General features: G+C 74.2%; 17 protein-coding genes and 1 rRNA gene. 4 read left to right on the plus strand and 14 right to left on the minus strand.

Features of this window, described 5'->3' with window-relative positions; translation table 11 throughout:
* Window positions 1-147 precede the first annotated feature (147 nt).
* Window positions 148-1,812 (minus strand): CTP synthase, encoded by a 1,665-nt coding sequence (locus IH48_RS0123215; protein ID WP_030907913.1) that lies wholly within the window; start codon window positions 1,810-1,812, stop codon window positions 148-150.
* 390 nt (window positions 1,813-2,202) lie between these two features.
* On the opposite strand from IH48_RS0123215, the gene IH48_RS0123220 reads away from it, so the two are divergent.
* Both IH48_RS0123220 and IH48_RS0123225 read left to right on the plus strand, forming a co-directional pair.
* A complete protein-coding gene (locus tag IH48_RS0123220; RefSeq protein WP_078849957.1) occupies window positions 2,203-4,011 on the plus strand; it encodes a glycoside hydrolase family 15 protein in 1,809 nt (602 codons plus the stop codon).
* A 49-nt stretch (window positions 4,012-4,060) separates the two neighbouring features.
* Complete coding sequence (locus tag IH48_RS0123225) at window positions 4,061-5,701, plus strand: PucR family transcriptional regulator (protein WP_030907919.1); 1,641 nt, start codon at window positions 4,061-4,063, stop codon at window positions 5,699-5,701.
* A 30-nt stretch (window positions 5,702-5,731) separates the two neighbouring features.
* Here the strand turns inward: IH48_RS0123225 and IH48_RS0123230 are convergent, their stop codons facing one another.
* From IH48_RS0123230 to IH48_RS37665, 6 genes are all read right to left on the minus strand, one after another.
* On the minus strand, window positions 5,732-6,832 hold the full coding sequence (locus IH48_RS0123230; protein WP_030907923.1) for a glycosyltransferase family 4 protein: 1,101 nt from the start codon (window positions 6,830-6,832) through the stop codon (window positions 5,732-5,734).
* A 122-nt stretch (window positions 6,833-6,954) separates the two neighbouring features.
* A complete protein-coding gene (locus IH48_RS0123235; protein ID WP_078849963.1) occupies window positions 6,955-7,512 on the minus strand; it encodes a hypothetical protein in 558 nt (185 codons plus the stop codon).
* Between the two features lie 703 nt (window positions 7,513-8,215).
* Window positions 8,216-9,964 (minus strand): DNA repair protein RecN, encoded by a 1,749-nt coding sequence (gene recN, locus IH48_RS0123240; protein ID WP_234434357.1) that lies wholly within the window; start codon window positions 9,962-9,964, stop codon window positions 8,216-8,218.
* A 62-nt stretch (window positions 9,965-10,026) separates the two neighbouring features.
* Window positions 10,027-10,968 (minus strand): NAD kinase, encoded by a 942-nt coding sequence (locus IH48_RS0123245; protein WP_051840385.1) that lies wholly within the window; start codon window positions 10,966-10,968, stop codon window positions 10,027-10,029.
* The gene (locus IH48_RS0123250; RefSeq protein ID WP_030907934.1) at window positions 10,965-11,780 is read right to left on the minus strand and encodes a TlyA family RNA methyltransferase; all 816 of its coding nucleotides are present in this window, start codon (window positions 11,778-11,780) and stop codon (window positions 10,965-10,967) included. Before IH48_RS0123250 ends, IH48_RS0123245 begins: the two co-directional genes overlap by 4 nt.
* A gap of 7 nt (window positions 11,781-11,787) precedes the next feature.
* A complete protein-coding gene (locus tag IH48_RS37665; protein WP_107059349.1) occupies window positions 11,788-11,973 on the minus strand; it encodes a hypothetical protein in 186 nt (61 codons plus the stop codon).
* Between the two features lie 285 nt (window positions 11,974-12,258).
* On the opposite strand from IH48_RS37665, the gene IH48_RS0123260 reads away from it, so the two are divergent.
* Window positions 12,259-12,609, plus strand: coding sequence for a sterol-binding protein (locus IH48_RS0123260; RefSeq protein WP_030907939.1), 351 nt, complete (start codon window positions 12,259-12,261; stop codon window positions 12,607-12,609).
* On the opposite strand, the gene IH48_RS0123265 is transcribed toward IH48_RS0123260, so the two are convergent.
* The 4 genes from IH48_RS0123265 to IH48_RS0123280 form a co-directional block, all read right to left on the minus strand.
* Window positions 12,557-13,453: an ABC transporter ATP-binding protein gene (locus IH48_RS0123265; RefSeq protein WP_051840389.1), complete on the minus strand. Its 897-nt coding sequence runs from the start codon at window positions 13,451-13,453 to the stop codon at window positions 12,557-12,559. The two genes, IH48_RS0123260 and IH48_RS0123265, sit on opposite strands and share 53 nt — an antisense overlap.
* An 80-nt stretch (window positions 13,454-13,533) precedes the next feature.
* Complete coding sequence (locus IH48_RS0123270; RefSeq protein WP_030907949.1) at window positions 13,534-14,634, minus strand: iron chelate uptake ABC transporter family permease subunit; 1,101 nt, start codon at window positions 14,632-14,634, stop codon at window positions 13,534-13,536.
* Window positions 14,631-15,689: a FecCD family ABC transporter permease gene (locus tag IH48_RS0123275; RefSeq protein WP_078849959.1), complete on the minus strand. Its 1,059-nt coding sequence runs from the start codon at window positions 15,687-15,689 to the stop codon at window positions 14,631-14,633. The genes IH48_RS0123270 and IH48_RS0123275 overlap by 4 nt, the downstream gene beginning before the upstream one ends.
* Window positions 15,690-15,784: 95 nt before the next feature.
* A complete protein-coding gene (locus IH48_RS0123280) occupies window positions 15,785-16,867 on the minus strand; it encodes an HAD hydrolase-like protein (RefSeq protein ID WP_030907954.1) in 1,083 nt (360 codons plus the stop codon).
* A gap of 72 nt (window positions 16,868-16,939) precedes the next feature.
* Between IH48_RS0123280 and IH48_RS0123285 the strand changes: the two genes are divergently transcribed.
* Complete coding sequence (locus IH48_RS0123285) at window positions 16,940-18,208, plus strand: DUF1015 family protein (RefSeq protein WP_030907957.1); 1,269 nt, start codon at window positions 16,940-16,942, stop codon at window positions 18,206-18,208.
* A 108-nt stretch (window positions 18,209-18,316) separates the two neighbouring features.
* Here IH48_RS0123285 and IH48_RS36660 read toward each other — a convergent pair whose 3' ends face one another.
* The 3 genes from IH48_RS36660 to rrf all read right to left on the minus strand — a co-directional run bounded on the left by IH48_RS36660 (window position 18,317) and on the right by rrf (window position 20,450).
* Window positions 18,317-19,075 carry a tetratricopeptide repeat protein gene (locus IH48_RS36660; protein ID WP_051840418.1) on the minus strand — a complete coding sequence of 253 codons (759 nt, stop codon included), beginning with the start codon at window positions 19,073-19,075 and terminating at the stop codon, window positions 18,317-18,319.
* 50 nt (window positions 19,076-19,125) lie between these two features.
* Window positions 19,126-20,115, minus strand: a complete 990-nt coding sequence (locus IH48_RS36665) for a hypothetical protein (protein ID WP_199809989.1) — start codon at window positions 20,113-20,115, stop codon at window positions 19,126-19,128.
* A 221-nt stretch (window positions 20,116-20,336) separates the two neighbouring features.
* Window positions 20,337-20,450, minus strand: a 5S ribosomal RNA gene (gene rrf / locus IH48_RS0123300).
* Window positions 20,451-20,510 lie beyond the last annotated feature (60 nt).

The raw sequence follows: 20,510 nt of genomic DNA on the forward strand, positions 1-20,510 counted from the left end.
CACGTACCGGCGAAACGGACAACCGGGGCGCAGGACCGGCCCGACCGGGCCGATCGACTCGATCGGCCCGACCTGCTTGATCCACGCCCCGGTCCCACCGTATCGCCGGGTCGTCCGGCGTCCGGCCGGCTCCCGGCCGGGCCGAGCCTACGCGCCCGCGCCGGTCTTGCGCTCGACCGCCGCCTTCACCAGGCCCGCGAACAGCGGGTGCGGGCGCGTCGGCCGGGAGCGCAGCTCCGGGTGCGCCTGGGTGGAGACCAGGTACGGGTGGACGCTGCGCGGGTACTCCACGTACTCGACGAGCCGGTTGTCGGGCGACGTGCCCGAGAACACCAGGCCCGCCTTCTTCTCCAGCTCCGCACGGTAGGCGTTGTTGACCTCGTAGCGGTGGCGGTGGCGCTCCTCGACGTACGGCTCGTCGCCGTACGCCTCCCGCACGAGCGACCCCTCGGCGAGCTTCGCCGGGTAGAGGCCGAGGCGCATGGTGCCGCCCAGGTCGCCCGCGCCCTCCACGAACGCCTTCTGCTCCTCCATCGTGGAGATCACCGGGTGCGCGGTGCCCGCGTCGAACTCGGTGGAGTTGGCGTCCGGGATCTCCGCAAGGTTGCGCGCCGCCTCGATCACGATGCACTGCAGGCCCAGGCAGATGCCGAGGAGCGGGATGCGGTTCTCGCGCGCGTACTGGATGGCGCCGATCTTGCCCGTGACGCCGCGGTCGCCGAATCCGCCGGGGATCAGCACACCGTCCACGCCGGCGAGCTGCCGTGCCGCGCCCGCGGGCGTCTTGCAGTCGTCCGAGGTCACCCACTTCACGTTGACCCTGGCCCGGTTGGCGAACCCGCCCGCGCGCATGGCCTCCGTCACGGACAGGTACGCGTCCGGCAGGTCGATGTACTTGCCGACGAGCGCGATCGTGACCTCGTGGTCGGGGTTGTGCACCCGGTCGAGCAGGTCGTCCCAGACCGTCCAGTCCACGTCGCGGAACGGCAGGTCGAGCTTGCGCACGACGTACGCGTCGAGCCCCTCCGCGTGCAGCACCTTCGGGATGTCGTAGATCGACTTGGCGTCGATCGCGGCGACGACGGCGGCCTCGTCCACGTCGCACATCAGCGAGATCTTGCGCTTGATGGGCACCGGGACCTCGCGGTCGGCGCGCAGCACGATCGCGTCGGGCTGGATGCCGATGCTGCGCAGCGCCGCCACCGAGTGCTGGGTGGGCTTGGTCTTCAGCTCGCCCGAGGGGCCGATGTACGGCAGCAGCGAGATGTGCACGACGAAGACGTTGTCGCGCCCCACCTCGTGGCGCACCTGACGGACCGTTTCGAGGAACGGCTGGGACTCGATGTCGCCGACCGTGCCGCCGACCTCGGTGATGACCACGTCGACGTCGTCGGTGGCCATGCGCCGGATGCGGTGCTTGATCTCGTTGGTGATGTGCGGGATGACCTGCACCGTGTCGCCCAGGTAGTCGCCGCGGCGCTCCTTGGTGATCACGGTCGAGTAGACCTGGCCCGTGGTGACGTTGGCGCTGCCGTCGAGTTCGACGTCGAGGAAGCGCTCGTAGTGCCCCACGTCCAGGTCGGTCTCGGCGCCGTCGTCCGTGACGAACACCTCACCGTGCTGGAACGGGTTCATCGTGCCGGGGTCGACGTTCAGGTACGGGTCCAGCTTCTGCATGGTGACCCTGAGACCGCGCGCCTTGAGCAGTGCTCCGAGGCTGGAGGCGGTCAGGCCCTTGCCGAGGGAGGAGGCGACACCCCCGGTGACGAAGATGTGCTTGGTCGTCGAGGATGTCGTGGATCGGTTCGGCATGGCCAAGAGGGGCTCCCGTGGTCGCGGTCTGAGGTGGCGTCGCTGCGGCTTCGGTGCGCCCTGCGTGCGACTTTCGCGCCTGGAGGGGGACCACCGGCCCACGGGCTACCAGACTAACAGCGCCGGGGACCGGCTGCTTCCGGCCATACGCCACGAACGGCACCCGCCGCCTCGCCCGTGACTCGGCGGTCCGTCGGACCTATGGTTCGGATCTATGGTGCGGTGAGCGTGACGCGGACGACCAGGTGAGCCGTATGCTGCTCGGACATTCGCTGCCGAGTCAGGCCGGCAAACGGCAACACCCCGCCCGTATTCCCGGAAAAAGAGCTCGTCAACGACCCTTGACCGCAGTAAGAGCCCCTTCGGGGCGACGTGGCCGTTGGACTGGAGATGCACGTGGCAGGGCGCATCGAGGATTACGCACTCATCGGAGACATGCAGACCGCGGCACTGGTCTGCCGGGACGGCACGGTCGACTGGCTGTGCCTGCCCCGTTTCGACTCCCATGCCGTGTTCGCCTCCCTCCTGGGCACCGACGAACACGGTTTCTGGCGACTGGGACCCTCGTCCCCTGCGGAAACCGTCCCGCCCAACGCCGACAGGCGGCGCTACACGGGCGACTCCCTCATCCTCGAGTCGGAGTGGGACACACCTCGCGGCACGGTCAGAGTGACCGATTTCATGCCCCCGCGCGACGGGGCACCGCAGCTCGTGCGGATCGTGGAGGGCATCAGCGGACGGGTGCCGATGCGCTCGGCGCTGCGCATGCGGTTCAGCTACGGGCGGGTCACCCCCTGGGTGCACAAGATCGACGACCGCACGGTCGCCGTCGCGGGACCCGACTCCGTGTGGCTCGACACCGACGCGGAGACGTACGGGAAGGACCTGACGACCTACTCCGACTTCACCGTCTCGGCCGGCGAACGGGTGGCCTTCACGATCAGCTGGCAGCCCTCGCACCGCGACCAGCCCGCGCTGTCCGACCCGGAGAGCGCCCTGGTGGCGACGGCCGAGTTCTGGCGCGACTGGGTCGACCAGTGCACGTACCACGGCCCCTACCGTGAGGCCGTGGTCAGGTCGCTGATCACGCTGAAGGCGCTGACGTACGCGCCGACCGGCGGGGTCGTCGCGGCCCCCACCACGTCGCTGCCCGAGGAGATCGGCGGCGTGCGGAACTGGGACTACCGCTACACCTGGCTGCGGGACGCGGCGATCACCCTGTCGTCGCTGCTGCGCACCGGCTACCGGGAGGAGGCACGCGCCTGGCGCGAGTGGCTGCTGCGTGCCGTCGCGGGCGACCCGGAGAACCTCCAGATCATGTACGGCATCGCCGGCGAGCGCGAGTTGGGCGAGGCGGAGCTCGACTGGCTTCCCGGGTACGAGGGTTCCACCCCCGTCCGGGTGGGCAACAACGCGGCGCACCAGTTGCAGCTCGACGTGTACGGCGAGGTCATCGAGGCGCTGCACCTGGCGCACATGACGGGCCTGGCGCGCAACGACTACGCGTCGGAGCTCCAGCTCCGGCTGATCCGCTACCTGCAAACGCACTGGAACCAGCCGGACGAGGGCATCTGGGAGGTGCGCGGCCCGCGCCGCCACTTCGTGCACTCGAAGGTGATGGCCTGGGTCGCGGTCGACCGCACGATCAAGCTGCTGGAGTCGGGCGACGCGGGCGGTCCGCTGGAGCAGTGGCGCGAACTGCGCGACGACATCCACCGGGACGTGTGCGAGAAGGGCTACGACGCGGAACGCAACACGTTCACGCAGTCGTACGGCTCGCAGGAGCTCGACGCGTCGCTGCTGCTGATCCCGCAGGTGGGTTTCCTGCCGCCGGACGACAAGCGCGTCATCGGCACGATCGAGGCAATCCAGCGTGAGCTGTCCACCCCGGACGGCTTCGTGCTGCGCTACCCGACATCGGGCGTCGAGGCGGGCCTCGACGGGCTCGCCGGCGACGAGGGCGCCTTCCTCGCCTGCTCGTTCTGGCTCGCCGACGACCTGGCGATGATCGGCAGGGTGGACGAGGCGCGCAGGCTCTTCGAGAAGCTGCTCGGCCTGCGCAACGACCTGGGGCTGCTCGCGGAGGAGTGGGACCCGCACGCGAAGCGCCAAGTCGGGAACTTCCCCCAGGCGTTCAGCCATGTGCCGCTGATCGACACGGCGCTGCGGCTGACGGCGTCGGGCGCGTACCAGGGCTGACCCGGACGTGGCGGAGGCCGGACCCGGCGCGGCGGACGCCGAACCGGGCGTGCCGGAACAGGGCGGCATCACCGTGCAGCGGGCGCTGGAGCTGCCGGGGCTGCGCGGCGGCCTGCCCGAGGTGGTCGCGGGGGACGGCAACCTCGGCCGCACGGTGCGCTGGGTGCACGCGGGCGAGGTGCCGAACATCGCGTCCCTGCTCAAGGGCGGCGAGCTGCTGCTGACGACGGGGCTGAACCTCGGCACGCGCCCCGCCGAGCAGCGCGGGTTCGTGTGCCGCCTCGTGGAGCGCGGCATCGCCGCGCTGGTCGTCGAGCTGGGGCCGCGCTTCGAGCAGTTGCCTCCCGCACTGGTCGAGACGGCGCGCGCCGCGGGCCTGCCGCTGGTGCAGCTGCACCGCGAGGTGGCGTTCGTCTCGGTGACCGAGGAGGTCCACACCGAGATCGTCAACGGCCATTACGCGATGGCGCGCCAGGCCGACGAGGTGCACCACAGGTGCACGCGCGCCCTGCTCGGCGGCGGCGGCATCCCCGAGGTGCTGCGCGTACTCGCCGGCTTCTCCGGCGGCCCCGTCTTCCTGGAGGCCGCGGACGGCAGGCTGCTCTACGCGGCGGCTCCCCCGGCCGCGCCGGGCACGGACCGCGGGGCGGCCGATCCGCTGGAGGTCTGGGAGGGTCTGCGCGGCGGCCCTGCGGCGCGCCTCACCGGGCCGCCGGCGGGCTCGGTGCTCGTGGACGTGGCGGGCGGCGGGCACGGCACGGGCGCGGTGCGGGCGAGGCTGCTGCTGCCCGCGGTGTCGGCGCCGCTCGGGCAGGTGCACCGGCTCGCGGCGCAGCGGGCGGCGGGCACGCTGGCCGTGGTGCTGATGCAGGCGCGCCAGGAGGACGAACTGGCGGCGCGCGGCCGCGGCGACTTCCTCACCGACCTGGCGGAGGGACGGATCTCGCCGCAGGACGCGCCGGGGCGTGCCCGGGTCCTCGGTTTCCGCCCCGGCTCGGGGCCGCTGCTGCCGGCCGTGATGCGGCTGGCGCCCGAGCAGGACCCGTCGGGCAACTGGGCCGTACTGGCGCGGGCCGTGCTGGAGGAGCTCGCGTCGGTGGGCGTGCCGGTGCTGCTCGGGGTGCGCCCCGTGGAGGGCCGGGTGCCGCTGCTGCTGGGACTGCGCGCCGAGCAGCAGCGCGCGGCGGTGGCCGACCGTGTCGCGGCGGCTCTGCGGGCCGGCGTCGAACGGGCGGGTCTCGACCGGGCGGGCTCGCATCCGCCGGTGGTCGTCGTCGGGGTGGCGGGCGGCTGGGCGGCGGCCGGCGGGGGCCTGCGGCACGCCGGGGAGACGGCGGCCGCCGCGCACGGCCTCACGAACCGCCCGTGGTACGACGCGCGCGGTCTCGACATCGACCTGCTGCTGTGGCGGCTGCGCGAACACCCCGACCTGGCGGCCTTCGTGGAGCGGGCGATCGGCCCGCTGCGCGCGCACGACCGGGCGTCGCGGCCCGCGCTGACCCCGACGCTTGAGGCGTACCTCGCGCATGCGGGCAGGAAGGCGGAGACCGCGCGCGAACTGCACCTGAACCGCCAGACGTTGTACAACAGGCTGGCGCGGATCGCGGAGTTGCTCGGCCGCGACCTGGACGACCCGCAGACGGTGCTGACGCTCAGCCTCGCCCTCCAGGCGCGCCGTCACACGCCGTGAACAGGCCGCCCGAGCAGTGGCCTGCGGCGGTCAGGGGTTCTCGCGCGCCCCGGTCACCTCGTCGTAGACGCTGAGCACCTGCGCGACCGTCTCGTCCTCGGTCGGCCAGGCCGCCGCCTGTGCCCGCCCCTCGGCGGCCAGTTCGGCGCGCCTGCCGGGATCGGTGAGCAGCCGCAGCAGGGCACCGGAGAGGGCGGCGGGATCTCCGTACGGTACGAGCTCCGCGGCGCGGCCCACCAGTTCCGGCATGCCGCCGACGGCGGTGGCGACGAGCGGCACGCCGAGCCGCAGCGCCTCCTGTGCCAGTAGGGACCGCGACTCCCACCGGCTGGACACGACGGCCGCGTCCGCGGCCGCGAGCAGCTCCGTGACATCGTCGCGGCTGCCGAGGAGGAGGACCGGCAGGTCCTCGTCCACGATGCGGCGTTGCAACGCCGGGCGCTCCCGCCCCTCCCCCGCGATGACGACGAGCGGTAACGGGTCGATGTCCTGCCCCCGCCACAGCGCGACGGCGTCGAGCAGCAGAGCGTGGCCGTGCTCGGGCACGAGGCTGCCGACCGCCATGGCCAACGGGCGTTCGACGGCGCCGAGTTCGGCGCGCGCCTTGCTGTCGGTCCCGGTAGCGCCCTGGACGCGGGGCGCGGGCACGGCCAGCGGCGCGAGCCGCACATCGCGGGCGCCGCGCGCCCGGGCCGTGTCGACGAGCCCGGACGAGGTGGCGAACACGACGGACGCTGAGCGCAGGGCACTTCGCTCGAAGAGCCGGGTGAGCCCGCCACGCGCTCCGGCGTACGCCGCGGCGCGGGCGTGCCAGGTGACGACGAGCGGCACGGGCATGCCGCCGAGGGCCAGCGCGGTGCGGTAGGCCGCGTGCAGGCCGTGCGCGTGCACGACGTCGGCACCGGCGCACGCGGCGCGCAGCGCGGCAACGGACACGGGGTCGCCGCGGCGCGGCACGTGCAGATGGAGCGCGCCGCAGCCGCGGAAGTCGTAGGCGCGCTCGGCCTCTTCCGGCGCGCAGACGGTCACCCGCACGCCGCGCGCCACGAGGCCGGCGGCGAGCGACCTGACGTGCGCGCTGCTGCCCGCGCTGCCGCCGCCCAGCACTTGGACCGAACGCAGCGGTGTCACGTGCACGGCTCCCGGGTCGAGATCGGATCGGAATCGGCGAATCGGCGGAATCGGCGGAATGGAATCAGCGGAATCGGCTCCCAAGGATGCCAGGAGGAGGCCGCGCGGTTCAGCCGCCTCGTTCACTCGCGTGGGTGAATGGCGGCCCATTCGCCGTACGCGGCACCCGCCGCGACCCCCAGCGCGTGCGCGGCGAGCCCGAGACGCCCGTTGGTCCCGACGACGGCGGCACCGAGCGCCGCGCCGAGCGCGTGCGCGCCGCCCGCGCCGAGCGTCGTCTCCTCTGCGAGGTCGCCGCCCGCCACGGCGCCCGCCACCCCGACCGGGACGGCGGCGAGGGCGCCGCCGCGCCGCACGAGGCCGGGCGCCGCGAAGGCGGCGGCCGCGAGCACGGCGCTGCCCGGCCTGCGGTCGGCGAGCCGGACGCAGTGCGCGGCGCCCGCGATGACCACGGCGGCGAGGGCGCGATCGACAGGCCGCTCCTTCATGAGCACACCCGCGACGACGGCGCCGGCCACCAGGGCGCCGGGCACACCGGAGCCCGCCCCGAGTACGGCGACCCCGGCGCCGGGCTCCACAGCGCCGGCGACGAGGGCACCGGGGAGGGCGCCTCGGAAGAGGCGGGAGAGCCCGTAGGAGGCCCCGAGGGCGACGGCGCGGGGCACACGTGAGACGGCCATGCCCGCCACTGTACGAACCACGCACCGTCCCCGGCCCGGCACCCCGACGTCCGGCGGTCCTTCCTGGAGCCGCACCGGCGGCGCGGGGCCTGCCTCCGGCCCACCTCGGCCGGTGCACCGAAGGCCTTCGGCGGATGCTCCGGCCGGGTGCCCGCACGCATCGCCCGCATGGACGGACGGGCCGGGCCCCGCGGGGACACACGGGGCGCCGAGTACGGCCCTCAACAGCCTGGCGGGCGGTGGTGGACGGCCCCCGACGCCCGCGTTCCGGCGCGGGCCTGCGGTCAGCGCCCGCTCGTTCGGCGCCGGAGCGCAACGGCTGCGCCCGGCCCGCCGGCGCACCTTTGCGAGGTGCACCGGCAGCACCTCGGCAGGCGCCGCGCGGGCAACCGGTCGGCGACGGCTAGTCCGGCTGAAGCTGCGCCGGCACGGGGACCGCCGCCGTCGCACCTCCGAGGGCACGACGGCGGCCCCTCGACGAACGCCCCGCCAGCGACCGCAGGCGCCCGCCTCGACGACGGCCGCTTCACCGCCGCGCGTTTCGGGCTCGTTCCGCGCCCGACGCGGACCGCACCCGGCCGCATCGCCCGCCCGGCGGCGTTCACGGTCCGGCGGCCGTCAGCCGGGTCCTGCTCAGCGGGCGCGAGGCACCCGCGGCCCGGAGCGGCGCGATGCGGCCCGGACCCGTAGGGCGCACCGCGCCCTACGCCTCGCCGCGCGCCGCCGCGAGCAGTTCCTCCGCGTGCGCCCGCGCGGACGACGAGTCCGCCTGGCCCGCGAGCATGCGCGACAGCTCGCGCACCCGCTCCTCGCCCTCCAGGACCGTCACACCCGACCGCGTCACCGTTCCGTCGTTCGTCTTCTCCACCAGCAGCTGCCGGTCGGCGAACGCCGCGACCTGCGGCAGGTGCGTGACGACCACGACCTGCGCCGACTTCGCGAGTTCCGCGAGCCGCCTGCCGACCTCGACCGCCGCCTTGCCGCCGACGCCCGCGTCGACCTCGTCGAAGAGGTACGTGGGCACCGGATCGGATCCGGCGAACACGACCTCGACCGCGAGCATCACGCGTGACAGCTCACCGCCCGACGCGCCGCGCGCGATCGGCCGCGGCGGGGCGCCCGGATGCGGCGCGAGCAGCAGTTCGACCTCGTCGGCGCCGTGCGGCCCGTACGCCACCGTCCGCCCGCCGACCTCGATGCCGTCCGCCGCAGCCGGGTCCACCTCGACCTGTCCGATCGCGAACGACACCCTGGCGTGCGGCATCGCCAGCGACGCGAGTTCCGCCGTCACCGCCGCCGCGAACCGCTCGGCGGCCTCCGTGCGCGCGTCCGTCAGCGCCTGTGCGAGACCCGACAGCTCGCCGCGCAACGTATCGCGCTCCGCCTCCAGTTCGCCGATGCGGTCGTCGTCGCCCTCCAGCTCCGTCAGCCGCGCGGCGCTCGCCTGGGCCCACGCGAGCACGGCGGCGGCGTCCTCGCCGTACTTGCGGGTCAGCGCGGTCAGCGCCGCCCTGCGCTCCTCGACCGCGGCGAGGCGCAGCGGGTCCGCTTCCAGGTCGTCGGCGTAGCCGGCGAGTTCGCCCGCGACGTCCGCGAGGAGGATGGAGATCTCGCCCATGCGCTCGGCGAGCGCGCCGAGCGCCGGGTCGTGTGCACGTACCGCTTCCAGGGCCCGCCCCGCCGCGCCGACCAGCGTCGTCGCGTCGACGGCCTCCGGGTCCTCCGGCACGCCGGCGAGCGCCGCGTGTGCGACGGACGCCGCCGACGCGAGCGCCTCGGCGTTGCCGAGCCGCTCGGCCTCGGCCGCCAGTTCGGCGTCCTCGCCCGCGACGGGCTCGACGGCCGCGATCTCCCCGAGCCCGAACCTCAGCAGGTCGGCCTCCTGCGCACGCTCACGCGCGCGCGTCGTCAGCTCGTCGAGTTCGGTCGCGACGGCCCGCAGCCGCCGGTAGGCCGCCAGGTACTTCTCCAGCGGCACGGACACCGCGTCACCGGCGTAGCGGTCGAGCGCGCCGCGCTGCCTCGCGGGGCGCAGCAGCCCCTGCTGGTCGGTCTGGCCGTGAACGGCCACGAGGTCGTCCGCGAGCTCCGCGAGCACTCCGACGGGCACGGATCTGCCGCCGAGATGGGCGCGCGAGCGCCCCTCCGCCGAGACGGTTCTGCTGACGAGCAGCGCGCCGTCGTCCAGTTCCGCGCCGGCCTCCTCGGCCCGCAGCGCGGCAGGCGCTCCCGGCGCAAGGGAGAGCCTGCCCTCCACGACCGCGGCCTTCGCGCCGATCCGCACGAGCGCGGGGTCGGCGCGACCGCCGAGCAGCAGCGCGAGGCTGGTGACGACCATCGTCTTGCCCGCGCCCGTCTCGCCCGTCACCGCAGTGAAGCCCGGCGAGAGCTCGACGACGGCGTCGTCGATGACCCCGAGCGACCGTATCCGCATTTCCTCCAACACGGACATGACCATACGAGGTACCGGCCCTCCTTTGCACGGCCCGGCCCCGCCCCGGCCCCCGGCGGGGGTCAGCCGGGGGCGCCCCGCCACCCGGAGACCGGGAGCGCGAACTTCGCGACCAGCCGGTCCGTGAACGACGCGTGGTGCAGCCGCGCGAGCCGTACGGGTACCGCGCCTCGGCGCACCTCGACGCGCGCCCCGGCGGGCAGTTCGACCGTCCTGCGCCCGTCGCACCACAGCACCCCGTGCGGGGTGTCCGCCTGCACCTCCACGGCGAGCACCGTCGTGGGCGAGGTGACCAGCGGCTTCGCGAAGAGGGCGTGGGCGCTGATCGGCACCATGAGCAGCGCCTCCACGTCCGGCCACACCACGGGCCCGCCGGCCGAGAACGCGTACGCCGTGGACCCGGTCGGCGTCGCGCAGACGATGCCGTCGCAGCCGAAGCCGGTGACGGGCCGCCCGTCGATCTCCAGGACGACCTCCAGCATCCGCTCGGGCGACACCTTCTGCACCGCGGCCTCGTTGAGCGCCCAGTCGGTGTGCACTATGTCGCCGTTGTTGTGCACGACGACGTCGATCGTCATGCGCTCCTCGACGTCGTACGAGCGCGCCACCACGCGTTCCACCACGCGTGCCAGGTCGTCGCGCTCCGCCTCGGCGAGGAACCCGACCCGGCCGAGGTTGACTCCGAGCATCGGCACGCCCGAGGCGCGCGCGAAGGCGGCGCCGCGCAGCAGGGTGCCGTCGCCGCCGAGCACGATCAGCAACTCGCAGCCGTCGAGGACGTCGGGCGTCGCTTCGGCGACGGTCTGCACGGACGCGGGCAGCGGCGGCAGGTCGGCCGCCTCCTCCTCAAGCACCCGCACGCCGATGCCGCCGTGCTCAAGGGCGGCCACGACGAGCTGCGCGCTGCGCACGGCGGCGGCTCTGCCGGTGTGCGCGAGCAGGAAGACCGTACGGCCCTGCTCGTCCTGGTCCGCGGCCGTGATCTGTTCGCCTAGAACCGTCATCTGGGGCCCTCCTCGACCGCGCGCGCGACGTCGGCCGGGTCGAGCGGAGGCGCGTCCGCCCGCAGCCACAGGAAGTACTCGACGTTGCCCGCGGGTCCTGGCAGCGGGCTCGCGGTGACGCCGCGCACGCCGAGGCCGAGCTCGGCCGCCCGGTGCGCCACCGCGGTGACGGCCTCGGCGCGCAGCTCGGGGCTGCGCACCACCCCGCCCGTGCCGAGGCGCTCCTTGCCGACCTCGAACTGCGGCTTGACCATCAGCACCAGGTCGGCGCCGGGCGCAGTGCAGCGCGCGAGCGCGGGCAGCACCAGGCCGAGCGCGATGAAGGAGAGGTCGCCGACGACGAGGCCGACGGGCGTTCCGCCGATCGCGTCGAGCGTCAACTCCCGTACGTTCGTGCGGTCCTTGACGGTGACCCGCTCGTCGTTGCGCAGCGCCCACACGAGCTGCCCGTACCCGACGTCGACGGCGACGACGTGTGCCGCGCCCGCCCGAAGCAGCACATCGGTGAAGCCGCCGGTCGACGCGCCCGCGTCCAGCGCACGCCGCCCCCGTACGACGAGCCCGAGCGGCACGAACGCGTCGAGGGCACCGGCCAGTTTGTGCCCGCCGCGCGACGCGTAGCCAGGGTCGTCCGCGTCCTGGGCGACGACGACGGGCGCGCTGGTCTCGACCTGGGTCGCGGGCTTGGTCGCGGTGGTGCCGCGTACGGTGACGCGGCCCGCGGCGATCAGCTCGCAGGCGTGTTCACGCGAGCGCGCGAGGTTGCGGCGCACCAGTTCCGCGTCGAGGCGTCGGCGTGCCAGTCCTGCCACGTGCGATTCAGCTCCTGTGGTCGTGCGGGGGTGTCGGTCCCGGGCTCGCGTCGAGCGCGGCGAGCGCGTCACGCAGCCCCTGGTGAACATCCTCGTACACCTCGATATGCCCGTCGGTGGTGAGGTGGTCCGCGTCGCCCAGCCGGGCGAGGGCCGCGTCGACCCGCGCGTCGCCCGTAGCGGCGCGCTCCACGCCGAGCGGCGAGGGCCCTGCGGGCTCGGCGGGGACGGGAGCCGGCTCCGGCGCCGCGGGCGCCTCAGGCCCAGCGGACGCGGAGGGTTCCGGGGATGCGGAGGGTTGCGGGGATGCGGAGGGCACGAACGGTGCGGCGGTTTCCGACGGGGCGGACGGTCCGTGCGGTCCCGCGGGCCCTGGCCCTGGCGGTGCCGGGCGCGGGGTCCCTTCCCCGGGAGCGCCGGCGGTCGTGTCGTTCATGGCGGAACGCTACCGCGATCCCCACGGGTACGGTCGATGGCGATGGCTACCCAGGAGGAGTGCGGCAGCGCGCTCGACCGGCTCGCGCGGAACCTGGCGGGCGCGGGCGGCGCCGTGCGCTCGGCCGCGGACGTCGACCGCTCCGTCAGCTGCCACGTCACCGACCTGGACGTCACGTTCACGGGCAGGCTGCGGGGCGCGGCGATCACCGTGGACGAGGACGTGCGGCGCGGCCCTCCGGCGGAGCGCGCGCAGATCAGGCTCGCCATGACCGGCGACGACCTGGTGGCGCTCGCCGACGGGCGGCTGGACTTCGTCCGGGCCTGGGGCACGGGCCGCGTCAGGTTCGAGGCCGGGCTCCGCGACCTGCTGCGGCTGCGGTCGCTGCTGTAGCCGCGGCCGGCTCCGCCGCAGCGGGCTCGGCCGCCGCCGCGCTCCGCGGCGCGGTCCCGCGCGCCTTGCGGCCTGCGGGCACGACGAGGGGCGTGCCCGTCTCGGGGTCGTCGATGACCTGGCAGCGCAGGCCGAACACCTCCTCGACCAGCGGCGCGGTGACGACCTCGGCCGGCGCGCCCTCCGCGACGACGCGCCCTTCGCGCATCGCGATCAGGTGGGTGGCGTAGCGGGCCGCGTGGTTGAGGTCGTGCAGCACGGCGACGAGGGTGCGGCCCTGCGTCTCGTGCAGCTCGGCGCACAGGTCGAGCACGTCGATCTGGTGCTGGATGTCGAGGTAGGTGGTGGGCTCGTCGAGGAGCAGCAGCGGGGTCTGCTGGGCGAGCGCCATGGCGATCCACACGCGCTGGCGCTGCCCGCCCGACAGCTCGTCCACGTATCGCTCGGAGAGTTCGGCGATGCGCGTCGCCGCCATCGACTCGGTGACGATCCGCTCGTCCTCCGGCGACCACTGGCGCAGCAGCCCCTGGTGCGGGTAGCGGCCGCGGGCGACCAGGTCGCCGACGGTGATCCCGTCGGGCGCGACGGACGACTGCGGCAGCAGGCCGAGCGTCTTGGCGACCTTCTTCGCCGGCATGGTGTGGATGGCGGACCCGTCGAGCAGCACCCGGCCCTGCTCGGGCCTGAGCATCCGGGACAGGGCGCGCAGCAGCGTGGACTTGCCGCAGGCGTTCGGGCCGACGACGACTGTGAAGGAGTGGTCGGGTATCTCGAGGGAGAGGTCCTCGACGATGACCCTCCGGTCGTAGCCGAGGGTCACGGACTCCGCGGTCAGGCGCTGCATCGTCGTACTCCTGTGGGGCTCGGGTCCTGATGGTGGTATGGGATCGGGCACCGGCCCGGACTCGGTGCCCGCGCGCCGCCTCATATGCGCCCCGCCCTGCGCTGGGAGACCAGCAGCCACAGCAGGTACAGGCCGCCGACGACGGCCGTGACGACGCCGGCCGGCAGCTGCCTGTCGCCGAAGGCCCGCGTGGCTACCAGGTCGGCCGCGCACAGCAGCACCGCCCCCATCGCCGCCGACGCGGCGAGGTTGGGGCCGGGCGCGCGCGTGATCCTGCGGGCGAGCTGGGGGGCGCTGAGCGAGACGAACGTGATGGGCCCCGCGGCCGCGGTCGCCGAGGCCACCAGCAGCACGGCGGCCGCCATCAGCAGGACGCGGGTGCGCTCGACGGGCACGCCGAGCGCGTAGGCCGTGTCGTCCCCCATCTCCATCATCCGCAGCCGCCTGCCGTGCACGAGCGTGAACGGCACGAGGACCACGCTGACGGCGACGAGCGGCCACACCTGGCTCCAGCTGGATCCGTCCAGCGTCCCGGTCATCCACAGGACGGCCCGGGTGGCGTCCACGATGTCCGCCTTGGTGATGAGGTAGTGGTTGGCGGCGGTGAGCATGGCCGCGGCGCCGATGCCGACGAGCACGAGCCGGTAGCCGTGCACGCCGCGCTTCCACGCCAGGAGGTAGATGGCCGCGCCCGTCGCGAGGCCGCCGACCACGGCGCCCGCCGCGGTCTCGGCGGCGCTCCCGTGGAAGAGGACGATGGCGCTCAGCGCGCCGACCGCGGATCCCTGGCCGAAGCCGATCACGTCGGGGCTGCCGAGCGGGTTGCGGGTGACGGACTGGAAGACCGCGCCGCCGATGCCGAGCGCCGCGCCGACGAGCAGCCCGACGATGGCCCTCGGCAGCCTCAGGTCGTGGACGATCAACTCCTGCGCTGCCGTGCCGCCCCCGGTCAGCGTGGTGAGCACGGTCCCGGGCGACATGGGGTAGTCGCCACTGCCGATGACGACGACGCCGGCGAGGAGCGCGACCGCGACGAGCAGGAGCAGGACGAGCGCGTGCCGGGTCCCGACGCGTACGGAGAGCAGGCCGCCGGGCGTGCGGAAGGCGCGGACCCCGCGCCCGCGGCGCGCGCCCTCGCCGCGTCGGGAGGGGTCAGGCGTGGTGGTTGCGGGGGCGGTCACAGCTTCGACATCCTCCTGCGCCGTACGAGAGCGATGAAGACGGGCCCGCCGATCAGCGCCGTCACGATGCCCACCTGCACCTCAGAGGGGCGTGCGACGACCCGGCCCACCACGTCGGAGCCGAGCAGCAGCACCGGCGCGAGCACGGCGGCGTACGGCAGGATCCAGCGCATGTCCGGTCCTGTGATGCTGCGCACGAGGTGGGGCACCATCAGCCCGACGAAGACGATGGGGCCGCAGGCGGCGGTCGCCGCGCCGCACAGCAGGGTCACCGCCACCATCGCGAGCACGCGCGTACGTGTGAGATGCGCGCCGAGCGCGCGCGCCGTGTCGTCGCCCATCTCCATGGCGTTGAGCGGGCGCGCGATCAGCAGGGAAAGCACCACCCCTGCCGCGATGAAGGGCCACACCTTCGCGACGGTGGACATGTCGGCCGAGGCGAGGGAGCCGACCGTCCAGAAGCGGATCCGGTCGAGGGCCGCCGAGTCCAGCAACTCGACCGCGTTGACGTACCCGTAGAGGACGGCGCCTGCGGCGGTGCCCGCGAGGGTGATCCGCACGGGCGTGGCGCCCCGGCTGCCGCCGAGTACGTAGACGGCGGCGGAGACCACGGCGGCGCCGAGGAAGGCGAACCAGACGTATCCGGTGAAGGAGCTGACGCCGAGAAAGCTGATGGCCGACACGACGGCCGCCGCCGCGCCCGCGTTGACCCCGAGCAGCCCGGGTTCGGCGAGCGGGTTTCGCGTCAGCGCCTGCATCACGGCCCCGGCGAGCCCGAGCGCCGCCCCCACGAGCAGCCCGAGCACCGTGCGCGGCACGCGGACGTCGCTGACGATGACGTCGTCGCGGGTGCCCGTGGACTCGAAGAGGCCGTGCCAGACGTGCCCGATCGGCATGGACTTGGCGCCGACCGCGACGCTGGCCACGCAGAGCGCCGCGAGCAGTACGACGGCGAGGACGAGCCCCGTGCCGCGCACCGCGCTGCGTCCGCGCGGCGGCGGGGGCGCAGACACCGCCGGCGTGCCGCTCTGTTCTGGAGGGCTCTCAACCAACACGAAGGTTAGGTTAGCCTACCCTCCTATCGCGATTCGATGGTGTCCGGCTGTGAGTTCGCCGAAACGCCCGGCGGGGCCGGGGTTTCCGACGGCGCTCACCACCCGAGACGGCTCAGGGCCTTGCCCGCGTCGAGTCCGCACGAGCCGTCCCCCGCCTCCGTCCAGGCCGCCGCGCACAGTGCCCGCAGCCCGTCGACCGGGTCGCCGCCGCCCTCGCCGGCACGGTCGAGTACGAGCACGTCGCCGCGCGCGGACGCCGTCCAGCCGCCGCACGCGAACCCGCCGCCGTCCGCGTCCGCCGCATCCGTTCCGTCCGTCGCATCCGTCGCGTCCGCCACGTCCGGCTGCGCGCGCAGCAGGCCCCGCAGGTCGGCGTCCACATAGGTCGGCCGGTGGCGCGGCTCCGCCGCGAGCAGCTGCCGTGCGTCGGTCACCCCCGTCAGGACGAGCAGCGAGTCGACCTGGCCGCGGAACGCGCCCTCGATGTCCGTGTCGAGCCGGTCCCCGACCACGAGGGGGCGCCGCGCGCCCGTGCGCAGGATCGTCTCGCGGTGCATCGGCGGCAGCGGCTTGCCCGCCACCTCGGGCTCCGCACCCGTCGCGATCCGGACGACCTCCACCGCGGCGCCGTTGCCCGGCACGATCCCGAGCGGACTCGGAATGGTCAGATCCGTGTTGGAGGCGAACCAGAGCGCGCCCCGGTTGATCGCCGCGGACGCCTCCCAGAACCGCCGCCACACCATGTCGGGGCCGCCGTACCCCTGCGCGACCGCCACCGGTTCGTCGTCCGCGCGGTCCACCGGGGTGAGCCCGCGCTCGCGCAGCGCGAGCCGCAGCCCCTCACCGCCGATGACGAGCACCTTCGCGCCTTCGGGCAGGCGGTCCGCGATCAGCCGCGCCACGGCCTGCGCCGAGGTGATCACGTCCTCGGCCTCCGCGGGCACCCCGAGCTCCGTCAGGTGCGCGGCGACGGCCCCGGGCGGCCTGAGGGCGTTGTTGGTGACGTACGCGAGGCGCATGCCGGCCTTCCGCGCCGCCGCGAGCGCGTCCACCGCGTGCGGCACCGCGTCACCGCCCCTGTACACCACGCCGTCCAGGTCGAGCAGCGCCGTGTCGTAGCGCTCGCTCAGCATGCCCCCGCTGCCACGGGGCCGCGTGCCTGCGCTGTCCTGACTCATTCCCACCGCACTCCTCGCTCCGGCTGCTCACCCGATCATCGCCCATGGCGGCTTCCCCCATACGATGCCCTGATGAGGACGACGGATCTTGCGGGCAAGGGGCTGCGGCTGACGCCGTTCAGGGGCGTGCGCTACGTGCCCGAGCAGGTCACCAGCCTGTCCGCGGTGACCTCGCCGCCGTACGACGTGGTGGTGCGGCCCGACGGCCTGCACCACCTGGAGTGTGCCGATCCTCACAACATCGTCCGGCTGATCCTCCCCCAGGCCGCCACCCCGGCGGCACGCCACCGGCAGGCCGCCGACACGCTGGCCCGCTGGCTGGCGGACGGCGTGCTGGCCGTCGACCCGGAACCCGCGCTGTACGTGTACGAGCAGCGCGGTGAGTCAGCCGTGCAGCGCGGCGTCATCGGCTCGCTCGCCCTGCCGGACCCCGCGGACGGCGTGGTGCTCCCGCACGAGGACGTCATGGCGGAGATCGTCGAGGACCGCGCCGACCTGATGCGGGCCACTGCCAGCAACCTGGAGCCGCTGCTGCTGACCTACGAGGGCGACGGCACGACGCAGGCCGTGCTCGACCGGGTCGCACGGCGTACCCCGCTGCTCGCGACGACCACCGAGGACGGTTACGCGCACAAGCTGTGGTCGGTGACCTCGGCCGCCGAGCAGGCGGAGATCACGACCGGACTCGCCCGCCACCAGGCGCTGATCGCGGACGGCCACCACCGCTGGGCGACCTACCAGCGGCTGCGCGAGGAACACCCGGGCGCCGGGCCCTGGTCGTACGGCCTCGTGCTCCTCGTGGACACCCTGCGCCACCCGCTCCAGGTCCGTGCCATCCACCGCCTGCTGCACGGCGTGCCGGTCGCGGAGGCGGCGGCCTCGCTGCACGGGTTCTGCCGGGTGCGCACGCTCGACGCGGCGCTGCCCGAGGCGCTCGACGCCCTGGCGGCGGCCACCGCGGAAGGCAACGCCTTCCTGCTGGCGGGCGACGGCGGCTTCCGTCTGGTCGACCGGCCCGACGCGGGCCTGCTCGAACGGACCGTACGCCACGACCGGCCGGCGGCCTGGCGGCAACTGGACGCGACGGTGCTGCACAGCGCGCTCATCGACGAGGTGTGGCGGGTGCCCGACGGGCCCGACCACATCGGCTACATCCACGACACGGTCGCGGCCGTGCGCAAGGCCGAGCAGGACGGCAGCACGGCGGTACTCCTGCATCCGGTGCGCGAGGACGTCGTACGCGACCTGGCGCGGAAGGGCGTCACGATGCCACGCAAGTCGACGTCGTTCGGCCCGAAGCCGGCGACGGGCCTGGTGCTGCGCACGCTCGCGGCCGGCTGACCGGCCGTCCCGCCCGTCCCCGCCGGCTGCCCGGGACGGGCGAGGGGCCCGCGCGCCGTGCGCGCGGGCCCCTCGCCCGTACAGCCTCGTACAACGCCTCTCAGCGCGTCACCCTTCGCCGTCGGCGCGCCGGGGCGCGTCCGGGGCGTCGTCGGCCTCGGCCTCTCCCCGCACGTCGCCCTCGGCGTCGCCGGGGCCGTCCGCCGCCGCGTCGTCCTCCGCCGCCACGTCGTCTTCCATGGCATCGACGAACTCGATGCCGTCGAGTTCGGCAAGCCGGTCGGACGCGTCGGTCGTCCCGTCCTTGTCCGCCTCGTTGGCACGGGCGAACCACTCGCGGGCCTCGCTCTCCCGGCCGGCCTCCAGCAGGGCGTCCGCGTACGCGTAGCGCAGGCGGGCCGTCCACGGGTGCACGGAGTGCGAGGCGAGCTCAGGACTCTGCAGCGTGACGATGGCGGCGTCGAGCTGCCCCATGTCGCGCCGGGCCCCGGCGGCCACGAGACGCATCTCGACCTGGCCCGCCTTGTCCAGCTTCTGCACCTCGGACTCACCGGCCATCGCCAGCGCGCGCTCGGGCCGGCCGAGGCCGCGCTCGCAGTCGGCCATGACGGGCCACAGCTCCACGTTGCCGGTCATCCTGCGGGCGGCCCGGAACTCGGCCAGCCCCTCGGCGTACTTCTGGTTGGCATACGCCGCGAAGCCCGCCGCCTCGCGGACCGCTGCCACCCTGGACGCGAGCCGCAGGGCCACCCTGGAGTACGCGTAGGCGCCCTCGGGGTCCTCGTCGATGAGCCGGGCGACCATGACCAGGTTGCGGGCGACGTCGTCCGCGAGGGTCTTGGGCAGGCTCATGAGCTCCTGCCGCACGTCCTTGTCGATCTCGTCGCCCGTGACCTCGTCCGGGATGGGCAGCCGCTTCACGGGCTCCCTGTCCCTGTCCCGGTCGTCCCGCCGTCCGGGCCCACCACGGCGGTCGTCGCGGCCGCGGAACCCACCGCGGTCGCGGTCGTCGCGACCTCCACGGAATCCGCCGCGACCGCCCCGGTCACGGTCGTCACGCCTGCCGTACCCGCCACCGCCGGCACCGGGGCGGCCGCCCCGGTCGCTGTCGCGGCGGGGCCCACGGGGCCGGTCGTCGCGGCGATCGTCACGGCGGTCGTCCCTGCGATCATCACGGCGGAAGGACGGACGGTCATCCCGCCGGTCGTCACGGCGGAACGAAGGCCGGTCGTCGCGCCGGTCATCACGCCGGAACGAAGGCCGGTCATCCCGCCCCCCGCGGAACCCACCGCGGTCACGGTCACCACGGTCCCGGTCATCACGCCGGAACGAGGGACGGTCGTCACGGCCCCCGCGGAACCCACCACGGTCACGGTCGCCACGGTCCCGGTCATCACGCCGGAACGGGGGACGGTCATCCCTCCGACCACGGTCGTCACGGCGGTCGTCACGCCGGAACGACGGACGGTCGTCCCTCCGGCCACGGTCGTCACGGCGGTCATCACGCCGGTCATCACGCCGGAACGAGGGACGGTCGTCACGCCCCCCGCGGAACCCACCACGGTCACGGTCGCCACGGTCCCGGTCATCACGCCGGAAAGGCGGACGGTCATCGCGGCGATCGTCACGGCGGTCACCGTCCCGACCCCGGTATCCGCCGCCGCCTCCCGCGTACCCGCCCCCGGGGCGACCGCCGCGGTCATCGCGGTCGCGGCGCCCGTTACCGCCGCTGCCGGGGCGACCGCCGTTACCTCCGGGGCGACCGCCTCGCTCGTCGTCCCTGCGGGGGCCGCGCGACCGGTCGTCGCGCGAGCCTCGGAAACCGCCGCGGTCACCTCGATCGTCGCGGCGGGGCCCCGAAGGCCGCTGGTCGTCGCGGCGTCCGCGAGAGCCGCCCCGGTTGTCACCACTGTCCCTGCGACGCGGCTCGCGCTCAGGACGGTCGTCGGAGGAATTGGGGGACATCGGTTGAGCTCCTGTCTTCGGGCACCATCGGTTCAGGCGCCACATGTCATCATCGCGCAGCCGGTCGAGCAGTGCGCGGGTACGGTCTCGCCGGCGAAAACGGCAACAAAAAAGGACCCGTGGTCCAGCATTGAATGCTGGACCACGGGTCCTTTCACAAATCGTTCGGCGGCGTCCTACTCTCCCACAGGGTCCCCCCTGCAGTACCATCGGCGCAGTAGAGCTTAGCTTCCGGGTTCGGAATGTAACCGGGCGTTTCCCCACAGTGGACGCGAGCAAATATGGACAAGCCCTCGGCCTATTAGTACCGGTCAACTCCACCAGTCACCTGGCTTCC

Origin of the sequence: Streptomyces sp. NRRL F-5126, assembly GCF_000721265.1 — a bacterium.
Classification (GTDB): Bacteria; Actinomycetota; Actinomycetes; order Streptomycetales; family Streptomycetaceae; genus Streptomyces.